Here is a 16,706-nt window from a genome sequence, read left to right as displayed (position 1 = left end):
TCATGATCAATTTTATTCACACAGCAGATATCCATTTTGGCATGGAAAATTATGGCAAAATAGATGCTGCAACTGGCATACATACACGTCTTTTGGATTTCGAGCGGGCATTGAATTTTTGTATAGATTATGCTATCGAACAACGCGTTGATTTTTTCCTTTTTTCTGGCGACGCTTACAAAACAGCTAATCCAAGCCCAACGCAGCAACGCCTCCTATTACGATGTTTTTTAAGACTATTTCAGGCACATATTCCAGTCATTATTATTATTGGCAATCATGACAATCCACTCAGCTTTGGAAAAGCGCATGCATTAGAAATTTTTGGACAACTACCCGTAGACGGCTTTTATGTTATTGCAAAGCCCTCATCATTTGTTATACAAACAAAAAATGGCCCAGTACAATTGGTTGGCATACCCTGGCCATCACGTACAACACTTGCGCTTAATAGCGCCATCTTTGATGATGCACAGGCATTAACTGCATATATATCAAAATCAGTTTGTACTATTATTAAACAACTTGCTCACGAATTAGATCCTTCGCTGCCCGCAATCCTTGCAGGACATTTAACCGTAAGTTCTGGCATATTTTCTGGATCAGAAAAACGTGCAATTTATGGGACAGACCCCCTCTTTTTACCATCACAATTGGCAATACAACCCTTTGATTATGTTGCGCTGGGACACTTGCATCGTCACCAAAATCTTAACAATGGAGGCATACCCGTTGTTTATTCTGGATCACCTGAACGTATAGATTTTGGTGAACGTAAAGAAGAAAAGGGCTTTTGCCATGTAACCGTGCATGACAAACAAAAAACAACCTATGCGTTTATCAAAACCCCTCAACGCCCCTTTATACAAATTGAAGTAACGCTTTCATCAGAACCTAATCATACCGAGCAAATTATTAACGAATTAAAAAAATATCCCATTAAAGACGCAATTATAAAAATCGTGTATCACATTCCAAAAGAAATAAAGGACAAAGTAGATATGCATGCTATACAAATTGCGTGTTCATCGGCAATGTATCTTGTTGGTGTTTTTCCCATTCGTCCACCAGAAATACGACAACGCCGCGCTACAGTCAACGTTGATATGGATCTTGCAACATTACTCAGTCACTACTTTTCTACAAAACCAGAACTTAAAGATCGCCAAGAAGAACTGATACAACAAGCTTTACGCTTTCAATCAGAATTAGAAATAGAAAAAGATATATAACAAAAGCTTGACGCACGGCACCTATTCTGTACAATAAATCTTTTATTATAATAATTTTACAGAAAGAAAATACTATGATCATACATATGCTTGCAATAGCAACCATGTTACTTGTTGGAAACTGCAACGCCATGGACAACAGCAGCCAACCAGAAAAAGTGAAAAAAAGCGCGATGATACATCGAGGATTTGTACGCGCTCATAGCACCCTTACTCATATACTCAATTCTGCCATGTTCGATGAGAAACATAACGAAAAACTCAAAGAGACCGCGCAAGACTTGAAATTTATATACAAGCTAGAAAATCGAGAAAATTACAAATAAATTTATTATCATAAATCTTGTCTTATCATGATAGCCCGCTTTATGCTGAAAACGGTCATAAAAAAAGCGGGTTGTCATGATACATAAAACACACAAAAAAATTATTTTTTTACTTTATACTCTTTCCCTGTGTTTACATAATTTTATAATAGCCCCACCAAAAAAACTGCCCGAGTGCACCACATTTTGCGCCCCTAAAGGCCTCACGAACTGCGGCAACTCTTGTTACATGAACGCCACGATACAAGCTCTGTATAATCTAGAGCCCCTCAAAAAGCTCATAATGCCTCAAGAACAACAAAAAAACTATTTAACAGGATCACCATCAGCAGCATTAATAACCGTTTTTGAAATAATACAAGGCTCTATAAAAGATCCCGAGGTCAAAGTAATTCCCGAAAGCGTTCCCAATGCTTTTTATAATGGCATTATCGATCCGCTTATTATAAAAAAAATGGGTGATGACCCAAAAAATCCGGACAATCTACGCAAACAACAAGATGCTCAAGAACTTCTTAATATTTTACTCGAACATTTAACGGGAAAAGCAGAGAATGGGACAAAAGATATTACAAAAGAAGCTAAAAATGTTAAAGATATTAAAGATGCTTTTCAACCCAAAATACAAGCTCTTTTCAGCTTTATAACAGAAACGATCACAACCTGCAAAAAAGATAATGCCACTCCAGAAATAAAATCAAAATTAGAACATGCTGAAATATTGTCACTAGCAATACCAGAAGATGCTGTTACGCTTAACGATTGCCTCAAGCATTATACTGAAGAAGAAAAGCTGGAGACAAATCTAGCAACGTGTACTGGCACAGGAGCAACGTCATATATTCAAAGAAAACTACAACAACCCTTACCCGACATAATAATCGTACAATTAAAACTTTTTTCTTATGATATCTCTGGCGGCCATAAAATAATGCGAGAGATTGCAATTCCAGATCCGTGTGATTTTGGCCTGTACACAAATCAACCGGACAAAGCTGCGCGCTATACGCTCAACAGCGTTATTGTACAACATGGGGATACATTATCCGGTGGACACTATGTTGCCTACGCACAATCTAATAATGCTTGGTATCTTTGTAACGATAGCGGAATAACAAAAGAACGCCCGCTCTTTTTGACTGACACTTCTTGGCAAGCAAGAGATAACGGGCGACCGTATATATTGTTTTATCAACGCTTACCAGAAAAAGAAATAGTAACAAATGTAATGCAGGCTACCGAAGTTGTTATATTTAATCATGCCCTGGAGCAGTTGAATAATGATCTTGTAGCTCTGGCTTTAGGCATACACTAATTTTTTATCTTCAGGGTGAGTAAAGCGAATAGTATATTCAGACAACAGCTGCTGATGATAACTTTTAACACGTGCATCATAACGTTGCATTTTAAGCGTCATCATAAGTTCATCATAACGTTGATCGAGCGGTATGCGCTGAGCAGGCTGCTTTGAAACCAATCGAGTAAGATCAAATCCACCTTCAACTTCTTCAAATTCAACAAGCGATCCTACAGGCTCATGAATAATAAACTGACGATCCGCAGCGAGATCGGATTCTTTTAAGGTAAACGGTTTATCCCACGTAACAGCAGTTTCTAAAGTGCCCAGATCACGAAGCCGTTCAATATCTTCTTTGGTTATTTTTTCTGATGGCACAAATGCCTGGATCAAGGTATACGTCGCTTCGGTATATTCAGGATGCTCATTGTCATAGGCAATAACATCTTCACGCGTAATTTCCAAACCTTTAGCTTCTCGAACACGATAGCTCAAAATTGCATCAACCAGCTGCTTCCGTTTTAATAATTCACGTCCTTCTTCCATCGAGTACCCAAGTTCTTTAAACAGGGACCGTACAGCATCCAGCGTCAAGTTATTTTCTTTTTGCAAGTGAGCAATAAAACGATCTATATCTTCATCAGTAATAGGTACTTTTAATTTTTCTGCATCCAAAATCATTAAATTTTCTAGAATAATCATGCGTAAGGTACGCAGTGTACCATCAAGACCTGGGCGAATATCAGAAAGAGTTACAACAATTTTTTTTTCACTGGTATAAATAACCGCGACAATCTCATCAAGAACTGTATCAAGGGCGCATAGCTGATTACCGACAAGTAATAATAACATTAAGACTTTATGGCAGTAAGTATGCATATGGCACCCTTGAATAAAATAACTAGATTATTATACAGCCTTTGGCGCTGTTTTTATTTCTTCTACTTCTACTTGTGCAGCTACTTCTTCTTGCGGCTGCGATGCTTTAATACGCTTTGCTATATAATCTTTATTAACAACAACGTTATATTCAGCCTTAAGATCATTCATCTTCTTATTAAAGATATCATTAAACTTTTCGCCAAGTAAGATTTGTTTTACAGCTTCTTTAACTTCTGGTTGTGCAAAATCAGCAAACTTTTCATCGCTTTTACTGATTGCCTTAACAACATATTCTTTTTTGTCAGAACCGGTCACAACTTCCACCGTAGGGAATTTTTTTACTAACAATAATTTTGCTTTGACGGCAGCATCAATACCCATACTTTGTTGAGATACCACGCCAAGATCTACAACTGTTTTGTTAGCTGATTTTGCAACCGCTGCAAAATCTGGGTTCTTTTTTGCCTGAGCTGCAATATCTTGAGCTTCTTTTAACGATGAAGCAAGAATAACTTCCGCGCGAACACCGGCACCGGATCTAACAAATGGTGGACACTTGAAATTTGGTTTTTCACGATTTGCTTCATAATATTGTTGAGCTTCTTCATCTGCAATCACAATGTTTTTAACAAGCTCATTTTGGAATGTACGCATTGCTAAGTCGCGGTCGACAGCTTCGTGAATTTGACGTGCATTATCTTTAAATTCACTAGTTTTATCAAGACCAGAGCGCTTAACAGCTTCTTGCATAACTCTTTCTGCTGCCAAATTTTCAGCAATTTGAGTTAACACTTGTTCTTGTTGATCCGGTCCCATAAATGGCCACATTTGTTGAAATGCTGGCTGAGCTTGCATCAGCATCTGAATGCTTTTTTCATAATCAGCGCCGGTAATTACGGGTTTTCCGTTAAAGGTAATCACTACCTCATTGTCTCCGGATTGTTGCGTTGAAGAACACATCTTATCCGTGCAGCCCTTGAACCAATCACATGCTGGTAAAAAAACCATAAAAGCACACATCATAGCCGATGTTGCATTTTTATAAGCAAATATTTTTTTCATAAAATACCCTTTTAAAAACATAAAAAAATGTACCTATCTTTGGTGAGTAGGTTATCATAGAAAAAAATCTAAATCAAAATTCACACAACTCGCGCGGCAACAACTGCTGTTATTGAAGCTGGTTTTGCTACAAGGAGAATGCGCGCTGCATTATGCAAGGTCGCACCTGTTGTCATTAAATCATCGACCAGAATAATATGTTTATTATTTAATAATTCTTGCGATACAGCAAGCGAAAAACTATGCGCAAGATTATGCGCACGACCAACCGCATCAAGATCTGCCTGATAACGTGTTTTTTTATGACGATATAGCGCATTAAGTACGGGCTTATTACTCAAATAAGCCAATGTATCTGCCATGATCGCAGCCTGGTTAAATCCGCGAGCAGCATAACGCGTCCAATGAAGCGGCACGGGAATAATATAATCACAGGGCAAAGAAGCAACATGCGTTCTCTGCCATACAAGTTCCGCAAGCTGTTTACCGGCATGACGTGCTCCATAATATTTGGCGCGTATTAATGGGGCTATTGGCTCTTCATAATGAGACAAACTAATAACAGGCATCTGAAAATGCTTATTAAGCTTAATGGTCGACGTAATAATAGGCCGTATTTTTTGAATACAAACATGACACAGCGGCAACCGATCTTTCATAAAAATAAAACACGAGGCACATCGCGCTGGAGATAAAATATCAATAATCGTGGTATATAAAAAATGTGGAATATCGTTAAAAACCATACCACATCACTATCATATGCATAATGCCATTGGTTATCAGTGCGGCAACAATATCATCAGATAACACTCCGACAGCTCCAGGCAATTTTTCAAAAAATGATATGCCCAATTTAGTAATATCAAAAAAACGAAAAATAATAATCGAGCTGATAACAACATATGGTGAAAGAGGCAAGCCTATAAAAACCCATAGAGTGCCGACAAGCTCATCAAGAACTATTTCTGAAGGATCATCTGACGTAAAAAAAACAAGCGCCTGCGATACTATAAAATAACTAGCACCTGTTATAACAAATAATAAAAAAAATTCTTGCAATAAAGTTAATTGTAAATATTTAACAAAATACACACTACTCAAAGATACTACTGTTGCACACGTACCGGGTGCCGGCAAATAGCCAATAGGTCCCAAGGTTGCACACAAATTATATATATTTCTTTTAAATTTCATCATCACAACAATACGATAAAAACATGAGACCAACTCCTCCAACAATCAACATGTCAGCAATATTAAAAATAGGCCAAAAATAGCCATTATAATGCACGCCAATGAAATCAATAACACCTTGATACTGCAATCTATCAAGCATATTACTCACAGCACCGGATAAGACCATAATTTCTCCAACAATAACATACCGCTGAAAAAAACGAGCGTATGCATGACGAGCAAGTAGTACTATTATTATACTGATCACCACCATCAATAGTGCCGATGCATACACACCAGCGCCATTCAAAAAGCCCCACGATACGCCGCTATTAAAAGTTACTTCACAGAACAACCATGGCGTCAACTCATAATAAATTTGCCAATGAGCTAAAGCCCATTGCTTAGTAAAAACATCAATAAGTATAAAAAATGTTGCTAGAATGGCATAGCCAAAGCCACGTATTAATTGCATCATCTAATCTGCGCTCCCAGCGCTTTTACTGCGCTAGCAACATCATGCATAATAATATCAATTTCTTCTTTGGTCATAGTTTTGTGATCATCTTGAACAACATAACGGAATGTCACAGAACGCTGAGTGCCCCATTCTTTTTTTTCAAAAAAATCTAATAAAATAATATCTTTAATTCTGCTATCAACATGCGCAATACACATTTCTATATCAGAAACAGTAACCGAACTATCTATCAACATGCTAATATCAAGATGAACCGAAGGATATTTTGATAACGCTTGAAATGCTTGTTTCTGTGGACGATAATTCATCAAAAAATCGCCGTCAAGTTCAAAAATATATGCGTGCCCATCACTTATATTTTTCAAAAATAAGGGCGCCACACAACCAGCATACCCAATCGCAACACCATCACACACCAACTCTGCTGTTTGCAATGGATTAAACCATGGACCAGGCAATGTATGTGGTTTTTGCCAAACAACCATCATCCCCAAATAGTTAAAAAACGTTTGCAAGCGAGCTTTTATGGTATAAAAATTAAAAGGCTCTTTGTGTGAAAACCAGACCCCTGCTAATTTTTTTTGTTCTACAGGTGCATCACTAAACATCCATACATTATTCCATTCAAAAAATGAAACTTCTTGAACATCTCGCGAAGCATCGTACACATTTTTAAGTAAATGCGGGATGAGCGAGGTAACCATTCTTGTATAATGCTCTGAAACAGGATTTTTTAAAGCAAGAGCATGCGCCGGTTGCCACAATAATCGCTTAAGAAAATATTCATCATACAACGCATAATTACTTACTTCATGCATGCCAAGGGCATATGCACAATGATGCTTAATATCACGAATTTTAAAAATAGCATGTGTATCAAAAGGCTTCATGCTTCTCTGAGGAGCTACTTCAGCAATAGCCGCAAAACCATAACAACGCGCCACTTCTTCAACGATATCTTCCTTACGAACTATATCTTTTGTTCCCCTAAAACTTGGGACAATAATGGTATATACAACAGTATGTTGATCCTGTTTTACCTGCACGCCAAAACCTATCCTGGAAAGCAATTTAACAACAAGATCAACCGCCAAAGATACGCCAATTCTTTTGACAATAAAATCATGCGTAATTGCTATAATAACTTCATTTACCAGAGGACCAACAGAAATAATCGCATCGGCGCCAACATATTCACAACCTATATCATCAAGCAGTTTTAAAAAACGCATCAGCGCTTGAGTATTTTGATGCGGATCAAGATTTTTTTCAAAACGAGCAGAAGCTTCAGTCCGTCTTTTAAAATGAACAGCCGCTTGTCTAATGCGCGCTGCATCAAAGTGCGCTGACTCTATCAAAATTTCTTGTGTTAATCGTGTAACAGCACTCTCTTTTCCACCCATAATACCCGCAAGTGCCAATGGACTAACGCCATTACTGATAATGCAATCTTCTGGCCGCAAAGAGATAGTTTGACCATCCAATAATGTTAATGCTTGTCCTGCTTGAGCTGAACAGGCGATAATTTTTTTATTTTCAATTTTGCTAGCATCAAATGCATGCATTGGCTGCCCCATATCGTACATAACATAGTTAGTGCAATCGACAAGAGACGTAATGGGACGAGCGTCGATACGGGCCAATCTTATCGCCATAGTAATAAAAGAAGGCCGATTGACTATATTTTTAATATACAATCCTGCAAGGCGATTACAACCGGAACCCGGCACAATTTCTAAAGCAATCGCATGAGCTGCTTGCGGCACAATTTTATCGTAATGCCTGATAGGCTTTGCAACTAAAAAACGTTCTTCTGGAATCAACTGCATATCGAGCATGGCAGCAATTTCACGGGCAAATCCACGATGTCCCCATAAATCAGGCCTATGCGTAACCGACTTATTATCTAAGGTAAAAATATAGTCTTCTGATTCTATCGTTTTTTTCCAACCGCCTTTTATATCGTGTTCAGGGCAAAAAACAGCGGGGAATAAGCCTTCTTTGGCTGCGTGCATATCTTCGAGCGTAGCCCAACTACAAATACGTTTATTTTTTTTAATCAAATACCATTGACCAACAACAGCATCAGGCCGCATCGGCAATTTACTTTCCAGTTTCCACTCAGAGCTGTTAACAATAACAACACCCTGATCAATCGACGCAACTTGGGCAAGAGAAAAAGCACTCCAGTCGTAAGAAATCTTTTTTACCTGCTCAATTTCAGCCGTTACGGCATTAAATTTGGCGACGAGTTCATTAACATCATGCTCTTTCCATGAGCCTTTAATATGATCAAAAATCCAGGCAAGTGATAGTTTCATCTTCTGACCTTTTTATTGTAAATACACATGAAATAATCTTATCTTATAAGCATATGACAAAAGCATAAAAGCATCAAATAGACAAGGAGAATATATGAAGCAAAAAATAATACTGCTTATATTTATTTTTTTATCGCAACATATAAAATCATTACCAGAACCCACAGCCATCACCATCATTCCACAACTCGCGCTACTCAACGAGCACCTCCAAGCCTTGGCAGAGTCCATGCCCACCGCGCAAATGGATCTTGAACAATTTATCCTAGCCACCTTGAGCAAATATCCAGCAATAAAACAGTTATTTAATGAAAAAATGATCGGTTTTTTAAGCGCAACAGAAAAAACTCAAGAAACCTTATTCGCCTTAAACCTCATTGTTGAAAAGAGGTTAAAAGGGGCAAGAAAAATACTCGCCAGTCAATTTCAGTTTGATAACATCAACACAAAAGAAAAACCATTAAAGATCAATGAAATAAAAGCACAGTATGCAAAATTCGAGGAAAAAATAAAAAGCACAAAAGCGAAAATAGAAAAGCTTACAAAGCTTAAACTTTTCGAGGAATGCAAAGACATCATTGATAAAAATGATCTAACTAGCGATAGCTATAGGCAAAATATCATATTCCAGGAGAGGAGTATTGCGCTACAGCTTCAGAACGGCATTCAGAACGATAGCATTTCATTTTATGGCTTGGAACACGCAATCCTTTCAATAAACTTCCGAGCCTCTGAATTAAGCAAACAAAGCGTCACTGAACTTGATCATCTTATTAAAACAATCGAAGATAATATACAATACAGAAGAACAGTCACTAGTAAAGAAGCAAAAAGGGAAAAGACCGAAATAATATGTAAAAACCTCGCAGAATTAAACAAAAACTTTCAATATTATACCGGCATTGTTGATGTATATAAAATTATTTTAGACAGCGCAGAAGTGTTATTAGACAAAATTAAGGATGCAAAAAAACGACAAGAGGAAATAAAAGATAATTATGCAGAAGCACTACTACTCCAACTATTGAATGAGTATAATGAATATCCTGATATAACAACCCTAATGGCCTTTAAGGAATTATTGAGAGCATTGCCTGTCGATAAGCAAAAACCATATCAAGATACCTACCAAACAATAAAAAAAATACACGCACAATATACCAAATACATAAAAGAAGCAGAGATTTTTAATGAATTAAGCGAAGATTTTTTAAAAATAGAAAAAAACAAAACAAGTTTTGTTAATAAAGTTTCAAAAGTTATTGATCTATGCATAAGCGATATAGAGAAAGCTACAGCAATACCAGAAAGCACTAGAAAATTCTGGATAGAAAACTTATCTGCAAAGAAAAAGAAATTCGCGGCAAAAACTGAATCAAATGAAGAACGTTTACGTAGAGAACTAAACGCGCGAAAAAAAGCCATGTATGGGGACGAAGACGAAGATTAAAAAATAAATCTATAAAACTCGGGGCGGTGATACAACCCACCGCCCCCCCCGATATAAATTATGCAATTCTCAACAAATATATTTTATTCTTCTCGATTACTTTTTAGTAGGCACTAAGAGATTCTTCTCTTGCAAATCGTTTACAAACCGTTTCATATCGCTTAGCACGGGATTCATTGTGCGACGTACTGCTGAACGGTCCAACTCCTCTCCTATACAATGTGCACCAACCGAAAGCCCAACGGCTGCAATCAACATCATAGATGTAGCGCTCAGCCAACGATCAGAAAAACTCCGCTGTATTAACATTATTGGCACTGCTACTAAGCCAGACCAGCCAATACACTTCTCAGCAAAAAATATTACTCCATCTGTATTTGTTTCGATTGTACGCTCAAGCGGAGTGGTCTTTAGAAAGGGATTATCCTGGGCAATCGTATAGCAAGTTTCATTAAGCTTTAATGCTAAATCTTCTTTGATGGCTTGATCCGTTTGCACCGCAATCCAAGGTTTTTCCTTGTTCCAAATTGTTTCAATCCGTTTACTCGTATCTCGATTTAACGTCCTGCGGCTCAAAGACCCCATCATCATAAAACTATTAAAAACGTCAGTTATTTTTCTCTTTTGATCTCCCTCCTCCATTGAGAAAACCACAGATGGTAGAATTATTAACAATGCGGCAAAAAGAACTTTATTTTTCATGTATTCCTATAAATAGTTATTTTAAAATAATAGACTTATCTATTATAAAATATGGTGACGAAATTACAATAACTTCGCCACCATATTTTATAGTTTTTTATTTTAAATATTAATAGACAAACACGAATTTGCCTGAAGCGGAACCGCCGCGGGTGGTGATAAGCTCACGCACTTTTTCAAGCGCATCGGAAAAACCACCAACTTGATCAACAAGTTTATTTTCTACCGCACGCGCACCATCAAAATGACGTCCTTCAGCCCATTCTGGCGCATTATCAATCGATAAATTTCTTTCCTGCGCGACAACGGTAATAAAATTTTTATACAATCGATTAACAGATTCTTGCAACAGCGCTCGCCCTTCTTCATCTAGAGGCAGCGCATCGGGATGCGTCGCAACTTTATACTTCCCAGCATATACCACATCAAATTCAACATCCGCAGAATATGTTTTGCCCGTATACTTGGAATTTGTATGCTTTTCTACCATATGATACACGCCAATAGAACCAACGGTTGCCGAAGCAGGCATAATTATCCAATTGCCACCAAGCGCGATATGATACGCCGCAGAGCAACACCAGCCTGCAACCAAAACAACCACCGGCTTAATCGATGATAACGCTTTAACTTCTCTAAAAACCAAATCACCTATCCCCGCAGCGCCACCACCAGAATCTATAATCAATAAAATCGCTTTAATAGCATTATCATGCGCAAAATCGTACAGCCTTTCTGTATATTTCTCACCACTTTCAATAGAAATTTCTCCAAGTATCTTGAGCACCCCTATTTTAGTTTCTTCTTTTTTTTCCGGCTTATGCTGAACAGCAAAACTCTCCGGCATAACATGCGGCTTGACTTGCCACGCTGTGCAAATACTCGAACCACAAAAAACTGCTGCTAGTATTATATTTTTTATTATTTTTTGCATTCTAAAAATCTCCATTTTATATATAAAAAATATTCAAACTATGTAACCATACTACTACAAATAGCTTGCATATTAATACTGTTGCCGATGCTAAGACCCGCCACTACTATCACAATCGTTATGGTATGGAGATGCGTACAACCTGAACCAAGGGTCCGCCGCGAACGCTTCCTCTAATCTCATAACACGTCCATTCAGAGGCTCACTATCAGGCGTATATATGATTGGATCTTTCCAATCTTTCGCTACATTCTGGATATCTGCCAGCTCCGTATTAACTCCCTCATAAAAAACATGGTCCTTCTGCGCCCCGTAATCAAGAAACGCCTTCATGAAAGGTATACAAGCAACGCCGCAAACTACCAGCTCAAAACTTGCATTGCCCAGCAACCCACTATACCAATGCCGTTGATTACATAGACCAACCAAAAGAACCCCTGCATAAAAAACTGGGGCAAACTTAGGAACATGTTTTTTATATTTTTCGAACTTTCTTACCGATAAAGTTTTTTCTAACTCAGCAGAATCGCGCTCTTTTATAGTCTTTACTATAGCAAGCGAATCATCGGCATAGACACAACGCTGCTTCCAATACATATTAGACCTTTTCCATGACCAGAGGTGCACTGGACCCACTTTCCCTATTGTTTCATTCTCATATTGTTGTAATCGCGCCCAAGATCTTCGGAAATCTTCAAATGACTGACGACTAAAAGGCTCTTTGCTTATGTCTGTCAATCTATCTCGGGCAGAACTTGATGGAGGATATATCTGAAAACAATTACCATCGTCATCCCAACAAGAGAAAATACGCACCGGAAAACATGCGGCGATCATTAATAAGCTAAAAAGAACTATTTTCTTATTCATAATTTCCCACAAAAAACACTTTCTTACTATTTTACAAATCACACAAGCGCACGTATATGCGATAATTAATTTCGAATTGCCAGGCTCGATATATTGTTAATGATAAATATCTTTTAAAACAAGTAAACCTGTTTATTTATAAAAAATATAAAAAAAAATATAAAAAATTTTTAAAATTAAGATTTTTATAGCAATTTGGGGTTGAAATCATTTGAGAAAAGCACTAAGCTATAGGGTATTGAAATAAAAATAACGGGTTGGCGAGATTCCCGAGCGGCCAAAGGGGACGGACTGTAAATCCGTTGGCGTATGCCTTCATAGGTTCGAATCCTATTCTCGCCACCAATTATTGATTATGCGGGAATAGCTCAATTGGTAGAGCGGCAGCCTTCCAAGCTGTAGGTTGCGGGTTCGAGTCCCGTTTCCCGCTCCATAAATAGCATCCTTTGGGGCTTTAGATGCTGGCGTAGCTCAGTTGGTAGAGCAGCTGATTTGTAATCAGCAGGTCGCTGGTTCAAATCCAGTCGCCAGCTCCAAAAAAAATTCAGGTTGTTTTTTGCTTTTTTTTGATTTAAAATAGAATGAATATTGTAGACATAGCAAAAATTGCCAATGGCCCACGTAGCTCAGTTGGTTAGAGCACTTCCTTGGTAAGGGAGAGGTCACCGGTTCGAATCCGGTCGCGGGCTCCAATGGCCCATATATAGGTTACTCAATGGCAAAGAATCGCGTAACGACACATTTATCTTGTGAAATATGCAAAGAGCGGAATTACTCGCAAGTTCTTAATAAAAAAAGAGCTATAGGTTTTTTAAAACTTAGCAAATACTGCTCGCGCTGTCGCAAGCATAATGTGCACAAAGAAACAAAGTGATATAAATACTGATGGTTATAAAGGCCAGTAGCTCTAACGGTAGAGCGGCAGACTCCAAATCTGCGGGTTGGGGGTTCGAATCCCTCCTGGCCTGCCAACCTGTCAGGAAAATATTGAATTGTATCCTAAATTGGTAAAAAAGAGAGTGTTTTGATGAAAAGTATGCAATTTGCGCAATGGATTATGCGCTTTTTAAGTGAAGTACGAATTGAGCTGTCTAAAATTGAATGGCCCAAAATTGACGATTTCTCTGGGGCAACGATAGTCGTTCTTGTTCTTGTAGTAATATCTTCGATTTTTTTTGGTGCCGTAGATAAAGGAATCTCTTTGCTTACTAAATATATTTTTACCTATGGTCTGTAATGACCGTATAAAGCGAATATAAAATGGGTTGAATTCATGAAACGATGGTACGTTGTTCAAATTTATGCTGGATATGAAGAAAAAATAAAAACAGATATCACTAAGCGAATTGAAGAAAAAGGCTTAGCGCATTTGTTTGGACAAATTCTTATTCCTTCGGCAAAGATGAAGCAGTTTTTTGATGTTGCTGCTGAAAATAAAGCGCAAGACCAGCAACTGTTTCCCGGCTACATGCTTATTGAGATGGAGTCAGCGCCAGAATCAATACGATTGGTGGCTTCTACACCTCGTGTTTTACGATTTTTAGGTGGCAACAATCCTGCGCCTCTTTCTCAAAAAGAGATTGATCGCGTTCTGGGGCAAGTTAAAGGTGAAGTTGCGGTCGTCCTTGAAAAACATGAATTCGATGTTGGAAAAGAAGTCGAAATTGTTGAAGGCGCATTTATAGGATTTGTCGGTATTGTTGATGCAATCGATGAAGAAAGCGAAAAACTTACAGTTATGGTAAGTATTTTTGGAAGAATGACGCCCGTTGAATTGAATTTTGATCAGGTTAAACAGTAGTTAGTCTAAATAGGTTATAAACACATGGCAAAAGAGATAAAAGCAACGGTTCGCTTGCAAATTCCAGGCGGAGCAGCAACGCCAGCTCCACCAGTTGGTGCGGCACTTGGTCAACAAGGCGTTAACATTATGGAATTTTGCAAGCAATTCAATGCAAAAACTGCTGATAAAAAGGGGCAAACAATCCCCGTAGTTATCACTGTTTATACGGATAAAAAATTTGATTTTGTAATCAAAACACCACCCGCATCAGAATTAATCAAAAAAAAGATTAATCTTCAAAAGGGTTCCGCAAAACCAAATACTGAAAAAGTTGGTAAAATTTCTTGGAGCGACATTGAGGAAATAGCAAAAATCAAACTTGCTGATTTAAATGCTACCGACATAGAGCAGGCCAAGAAAATAATAGCGGGAAGTGCACGTAGCATGGGTGTAGAAGTAGTCTAATTGGAAGGAAACGTAAAACAATGACACAGCGTGGAAAAAAATATAAAAAAGCCCACGAAGCACTGGGGAAGAAAGCAATTTTCTCCTTCCAGGAGGGCGTTGCAAAGGTAAAAGAAGTTGCACATGCTCGATTTGATGAGTCTGTTGGCGTTGATATCAATTTAGGTATTGATCCTTCAAAGGGTGATCAATCTGTGCGTGGTTCAGTTTTATTACCACATGGAACAGGTAAGAAAGTTAAAGTTCTCGTATTTGCGAAGGGCGATTATGCTGATTCAGCATTAAAAGCCGGTGCGGATTATGTTGGTACCGATGACCTTATCGAGAAAATAGAATCAGGTTGGTTGGATTTCAATTATGCTGTTGCAACTCCTGATCTTATGGGCCTTGTTGGTAAAGTTGCCAAAATTCTTGGGCCTCGTGGTCTTTTACCCAATAAAAAAACAGGGAGCGTCACGTTTGATGTTGCTCTGGTAGTTGCCGATCTCAAAAAGGGGCGATTGTTTTTCAAAAATGATAAAAATGGACTTGTTCATTTTAGTTTTGGAAAAGTTTCATTTTCCCCTGAGCACTTATATGAAAATATAGTGACATTTATAAGAGCGCTGGCAGCATCAAAGCCGCCAACATCAAAAGGTAAGTTCATCAAAAAAGTGACCCTTTCATCAACAATGGGACCTGGTGTTGTATTAAACCCAGATGAGCTATCATAATTGGATAACAAAAGGTAACACAATGAACCACCACGAAAAACAGTCCGTTATTGAATCTCTGAAAAATGATTTTAAAAACAATAAGGGATCATTTTTAATAGAAATTAAGGGTATGACGGTTGCTCAACTTCAAGCTGTTCGTAGAAATATCAAAAAACAGGGCGGCACGATGAAGGTAGCAAAAAATACTTTGCTAACATTAGCTGCTGGCGAAAGCTCTCATCTTGAACAACTAAAACCTTATTTTAAAAATCAGATTGCTATCATTTTTTCACAGGAAGAATCTCCAGAAATAGCTCAAACTATCTGCAAGACTTCTGAAGAAAATGAAAAATTTAAGGTACTCGTGGGATGCTTGAATAATGAAATTATTCAAACGAATAAAATCAAGTTTTTTGGATCTATTGGATCTAAAGAGCTCGTTCTTTCACGATTAGCTGGAATTTTAAAATCACCAATGATAAAAATCGCCTGGTTATTACAAGAAGTATCAAAAAACAAACAATAGTATATACTAATATACTATATAATATAAATGTGTTTAATATTTTAGACCTATAGGAAAATACATGGCCGCAAAACTTGAACAGATCATTAATGACATTAGCAACCTTTCTCTTTTGGAAGTTGCAGAATTAGTGCAAAAATTTGAAGAAAAATTTGGCGTATCCGCCGCATCAATGGCTATGCCAGGACAAGGTTCGGGCGCAGCAACTGATGCCGCTGCAAAACCTGCAGAAGAAAAAACAGAATTTAAGGTTGAGCTTATTGAAGCTGGCCCTGACAAGATAAAAACTATCAAAGCATTGCGTTCTGTTAAAAAAGATTTAGGTATTACAGAAGCTAAAAAAGCTGTTGAAGAAGTGCCGACCCTTATTGGTGACGCAATTTCTAAAGACGAAGCAATGAAAATGAAAGAAGTGCTTGAAGAAGCCGGTGCGAAAGTAAAGCTTTCGTAAGTTTTGCATAATAGAATTGATAGTTTAACAGTTTTTTGGTAATGCGAGGA

Annotated in this window: 19 protein-coding genes and 5 tRNA genes; 15 read left to right on the top strand and 9 right to left on the bottom strand. The window is 37.8% G+C overall.

What is annotated here, in order from left to right; all coding sequences use genetic code 11:
• Window positions 1-2: 2 nt before the first annotated feature.
• The 3 genes from sbcD (at window position 3) to WC707_00400 (ending at window position 2,873) form a co-directional block, all read left to right on the top strand.
• Window positions 3-1,232, top strand: coding sequence for an exonuclease subunit SbcD (gene sbcD / locus WC707_00410; protein MFA6065627.1), 1,230 nt, complete (start codon window positions 3-5; stop codon window positions 1,230-1,232).
• Between the two features lie 74 nt (window positions 1,233-1,306).
• Entirely contained in the window at window positions 1,307-1,558 is a 252-nt protein-coding gene (locus tag WC707_00405; GenBank protein ID MFA6065626.1) for a hypothetical protein, read from the top strand.
• A gap of 76 nt (window positions 1,559-1,634) precedes the next feature.
• The gene (locus tag WC707_00400) at window positions 1,635-2,873 is read left to right on the top strand and encodes a ubiquitin carboxyl-terminal hydrolase family protein (protein MFA6065625.1); all 1,239 of its coding nucleotides are present in this window, start codon (window positions 1,635-1,637) and stop codon (window positions 2,871-2,873) included.
• On the opposite strand, the gene WC707_00395 is transcribed toward WC707_00400, so the two are convergent.
• From WC707_00395 to pheT, 6 genes are all read right to left on the bottom strand, one after another.
• Window positions 2,859-3,734: a peptidylprolyl isomerase gene (locus WC707_00395; protein MFA6065624.1), complete on the bottom strand. Its 876-nt coding sequence runs from the start codon at window positions 3,732-3,734 to the stop codon at window positions 2,859-2,861. The two genes, WC707_00400 and WC707_00395, sit on opposite strands and share 15 nt — an antisense overlap.
• Before the next feature lie 30 nt (window positions 3,735-3,764).
• Window positions 3,765-4,799, bottom strand: coding sequence for a hypothetical protein (locus WC707_00390; protein ID MFA6065623.1), 1,035 nt, complete (start codon window positions 4,797-4,799; stop codon window positions 3,765-3,767).
• Between the two features lie 80 nt (window positions 4,800-4,879).
• Window positions 4,880-5,545, bottom strand: coding sequence for a phosphoribosyltransferase family protein (locus WC707_00385; GenBank protein ID MFA6065622.1), 666 nt, complete (start codon window positions 5,543-5,545; stop codon window positions 4,880-4,882).
• Window positions 5,535-5,999 (bottom strand): phosphatidylglycerophosphatase A, encoded by a 465-nt coding sequence (locus WC707_00380; GenBank protein ID MFA6065621.1) that lies wholly within the window; start codon window positions 5,997-5,999, stop codon window positions 5,535-5,537. The genes WC707_00385 and WC707_00380 overlap by 11 nt, the downstream gene beginning before the upstream one ends.
• Window positions 5,986-6,456, bottom strand: a complete 471-nt coding sequence (gene lspA / locus WC707_00375; protein ID MFA6065620.1) for a signal peptidase II — start codon at window positions 6,454-6,456, stop codon at window positions 5,986-5,988. Before lspA ends, WC707_00380 begins: the two co-directional genes overlap by 14 nt.
• Entirely contained in the window at window positions 6,453-8,780 is a 2,328-nt protein-coding gene (gene pheT / locus WC707_00370) for a phenylalanine--tRNA ligase subunit beta (GenBank protein MFA6065619.1), read from the bottom strand. The genes lspA and pheT overlap by 4 nt, the downstream gene beginning before the upstream one ends.
• A 94-nt stretch (window positions 8,781-8,874) precedes the next feature.
• Between pheT and WC707_00365 the strand changes: the two genes are divergently transcribed.
• Entirely contained in the window at window positions 8,875-10,230 is a 1,356-nt protein-coding gene (locus WC707_00365; GenBank protein ID MFA6065618.1) for a hypothetical protein, read from the top strand.
• A 96-nt stretch (window positions 10,231-10,326) separates the two neighbouring features.
• On the opposite strand, the gene WC707_00360 is transcribed toward WC707_00365, so the two are convergent.
• From WC707_00360 to WC707_00350, 3 genes are all read right to left on the bottom strand, one after another.
• Window positions 10,327-10,932, bottom strand: coding sequence for a hypothetical protein (locus WC707_00360; protein ID MFA6065617.1), 606 nt, complete (start codon window positions 10,930-10,932; stop codon window positions 10,327-10,329).
• Window positions 10,933-11,041: 109 nt separating this feature from the next.
• Complete coding sequence (locus WC707_00355) at window positions 11,042-11,866, bottom strand: S49 family peptidase (protein MFA6065616.1); 825 nt, start codon at window positions 11,864-11,866, stop codon at window positions 11,042-11,044.
• A 90-nt stretch (window positions 11,867-11,956) separates the two neighbouring features.
• Window positions 11,957-12,736 (bottom strand): hypothetical protein, encoded by a 780-nt coding sequence (locus WC707_00350; GenBank protein MFA6065615.1) that lies wholly within the window; start codon window positions 12,734-12,736, stop codon window positions 11,957-11,959.
• A 259-nt stretch (window positions 12,737-12,995) separates the two neighbouring features.
• Between WC707_00350 and WC707_00345 the strand changes: the two genes are divergently transcribed.
• From WC707_00345 to rplL, 11 genes are all read left to right on the top strand, one after another.
• Window positions 12,996-13,081 (top strand) — tRNA-Tyr (locus WC707_00345).
• Between the two features lie 12 nt (window positions 13,082-13,093).
• Window positions 13,094-13,169, top strand: a tRNA-Gly gene (locus WC707_00340).
• Between the two features lie 27 nt (window positions 13,170-13,196).
• Window positions 13,197-13,272, top strand: a tRNA-Thr gene (locus WC707_00335).
• A 79-nt stretch (window positions 13,273-13,351) separates the two neighbouring features.
• Window positions 13,352-13,428 (top strand) — tRNA-Thr (locus WC707_00330).
• 203 nt (window positions 13,429-13,631) lie between these two features.
• A tRNA-Trp gene (locus WC707_00325) sits at window positions 13,632-13,707 on the top strand.
• Between the two features lie 56 nt (window positions 13,708-13,763).
• Entirely contained in the window at window positions 13,764-13,973 is a 210-nt protein-coding gene (gene secE, locus WC707_00320; GenBank protein ID MFA6065614.1) for a preprotein translocase subunit SecE, read from the top strand.
• Between the two features lie 36 nt (window positions 13,974-14,009).
• Window positions 14,010-14,537, top strand: coding sequence for a transcription termination/antitermination protein NusG (gene nusG, locus WC707_00315; protein ID MFA6065613.1), 528 nt, complete (start codon window positions 14,010-14,012; stop codon window positions 14,535-14,537).
• Window positions 14,538-14,561: 24 nt separating this feature from the next.
• Entirely contained in the window at window positions 14,562-14,984 is a 423-nt protein-coding gene (gene rplK, locus WC707_00310; GenBank protein ID MFA6065612.1) for a 50S ribosomal protein L11, read from the top strand.
• Between the two features lie 20 nt (window positions 14,985-15,004).
• Window positions 15,005-15,697 carry a 50S ribosomal protein L1 gene (rplA, locus tag WC707_00305; GenBank protein ID MFA6065611.1) on the top strand — a complete coding sequence of 231 codons (693 nt, stop codon included), beginning with the start codon at window positions 15,005-15,007 and terminating at the stop codon, window positions 15,695-15,697.
• A gap of 22 nt (window positions 15,698-15,719) precedes the next feature.
• On the top strand, window positions 15,720-16,205 hold the full coding sequence (gene rplJ / locus WC707_00300) for a 50S ribosomal protein L10 (GenBank protein ID MFA6065610.1): 486 nt from the start codon (window positions 15,720-15,722) through the stop codon (window positions 16,203-16,205).
• A gap of 61 nt (window positions 16,206-16,266) precedes the next feature.
• The gene (gene rplL / locus WC707_00295; protein ID MFA6065609.1) at window positions 16,267-16,656 is read left to right on the top strand and encodes a 50S ribosomal protein L7/L12; all 390 of its coding nucleotides are present in this window, start codon (window positions 16,267-16,269) and stop codon (window positions 16,654-16,656) included.
• The last annotated feature ends 50 nt before the right edge of the window (window positions 16,657-16,706 follow it).

The organism is Candidatus Babeliaceae bacterium (genome assembly GCA_041660765.1).
In the GTDB taxonomy this organism is placed as follows: domain Bacteria; phylum Babelota; class Babeliae; order Babelales; family Babelaceae; genus JBAZVR01.
This window is presented reverse-complemented; position numbering and strand designations above follow the sequence as displayed.

Bases quoted from the DNA above. Each gene is read 5' to 3' on its own strand.
- WC707_00350 (MFA6065615.1), bottom strand. From the start codon at position 12,736: ATGAATAAGAAAATAGTTCTTTTTAGCTTATTAATGATCGCCGCATGT.
- nusG (MFA6065613.1), top strand. From the start codon at position 14,010: ATGAAACGATGGTACGTTGTTCAAATTTATGCTGGATATGAAGAAAAA.
- pheT (MFA6065619.1), bottom strand. From the start codon at position 8,780: ATGAAACTATCACTTGCCTGGATTTTTGATCATATTAAAGGCTCATGG.
- WC707_00365 (MFA6065618.1), top strand. From the start codon at position 8,875: ATGAAGCAAAAAATAATACTGCTTATATTTATTTTTTTATCGCAACAT.
- WC707_00390 (MFA6065623.1), bottom strand. From the start codon at position 4,799: ATGAAAAAAATATTTGCTTATAAAAATGCAACATCGGCTATGATGTGT.
- WC707_00380 (MFA6065621.1), bottom strand. From the start codon at position 5,999: ATGATGAAATTTAAAAGAAATATATATAATTTGTGTGCAACCTTGGGA.
- WC707_00360 (MFA6065617.1), bottom strand. From the start codon at position 10,932: ATGAAAAATAAAGTTCTTTTTGCCGCATTGTTAATAATTCTACCATCT.
- rplK (MFA6065612.1), top strand. From the start codon at position 14,562: ATGGCAAAAGAGATAAAAGCAACGGTTCGCTTGCAAATTCCAGGCGGA.
- WC707_00395 (MFA6065624.1), bottom strand. From the start codon at position 3,734: ATGCATACTTACTGCCATAAAGTCTTAATGTTATTATTACTTGTCGGT.
- WC707_00405 (MFA6065626.1), top strand. From the start codon at position 1,307: ATGATCATACATATGCTTGCAATAGCAACCATGTTACTTGTTGGAAAC.
- rplL (MFA6065609.1), top strand. From the start codon at position 16,267: ATGGCCGCAAAACTTGAACAGATCATTAATGACATTAGCAACCTTTCT.
- WC707_00355 (MFA6065616.1), bottom strand. From the start codon at position 11,866: ATGCAAAAAATAATAAAAAATATAATACTAGCAGCAGTTTTTTGTGGT.
- rplA (MFA6065611.1), top strand. From the start codon at position 15,005: ATGACACAGCGTGGAAAAAAATATAAAAAAGCCCACGAAGCACTGGGG.
- secE (MFA6065614.1), top strand. From the start codon at position 13,764: ATGAAAAGTATGCAATTTGCGCAATGGATTATGCGCTTTTTAAGTGAA.
- sbcD (MFA6065627.1), top strand. From the start codon at position 3: ATGATCAATTTTATTCACACAGCAGATATCCATTTTGGCATGGAAAAT.
- rplJ (MFA6065610.1), top strand. From the start codon at position 15,720: ATGAACCACCACGAAAAACAGTCCGTTATTGAATCTCTGAAAAATGAT.
- WC707_00385 (MFA6065622.1), bottom strand. From the start codon at position 5,545: ATGGTTTTTAACGATATTCCACATTTTTTATATACCACGATTATTGAT.
- lspA (MFA6065620.1), bottom strand. From the start codon at position 6,456: ATGATGCAATTAATACGTGGCTTTGGCTATGCCATTCTAGCAACATTT.
- WC707_00400 (MFA6065625.1), top strand. From the start codon at position 1,635: ATGATACATAAAACACACAAAAAAATTATTTTTTTACTTTATACTCTT.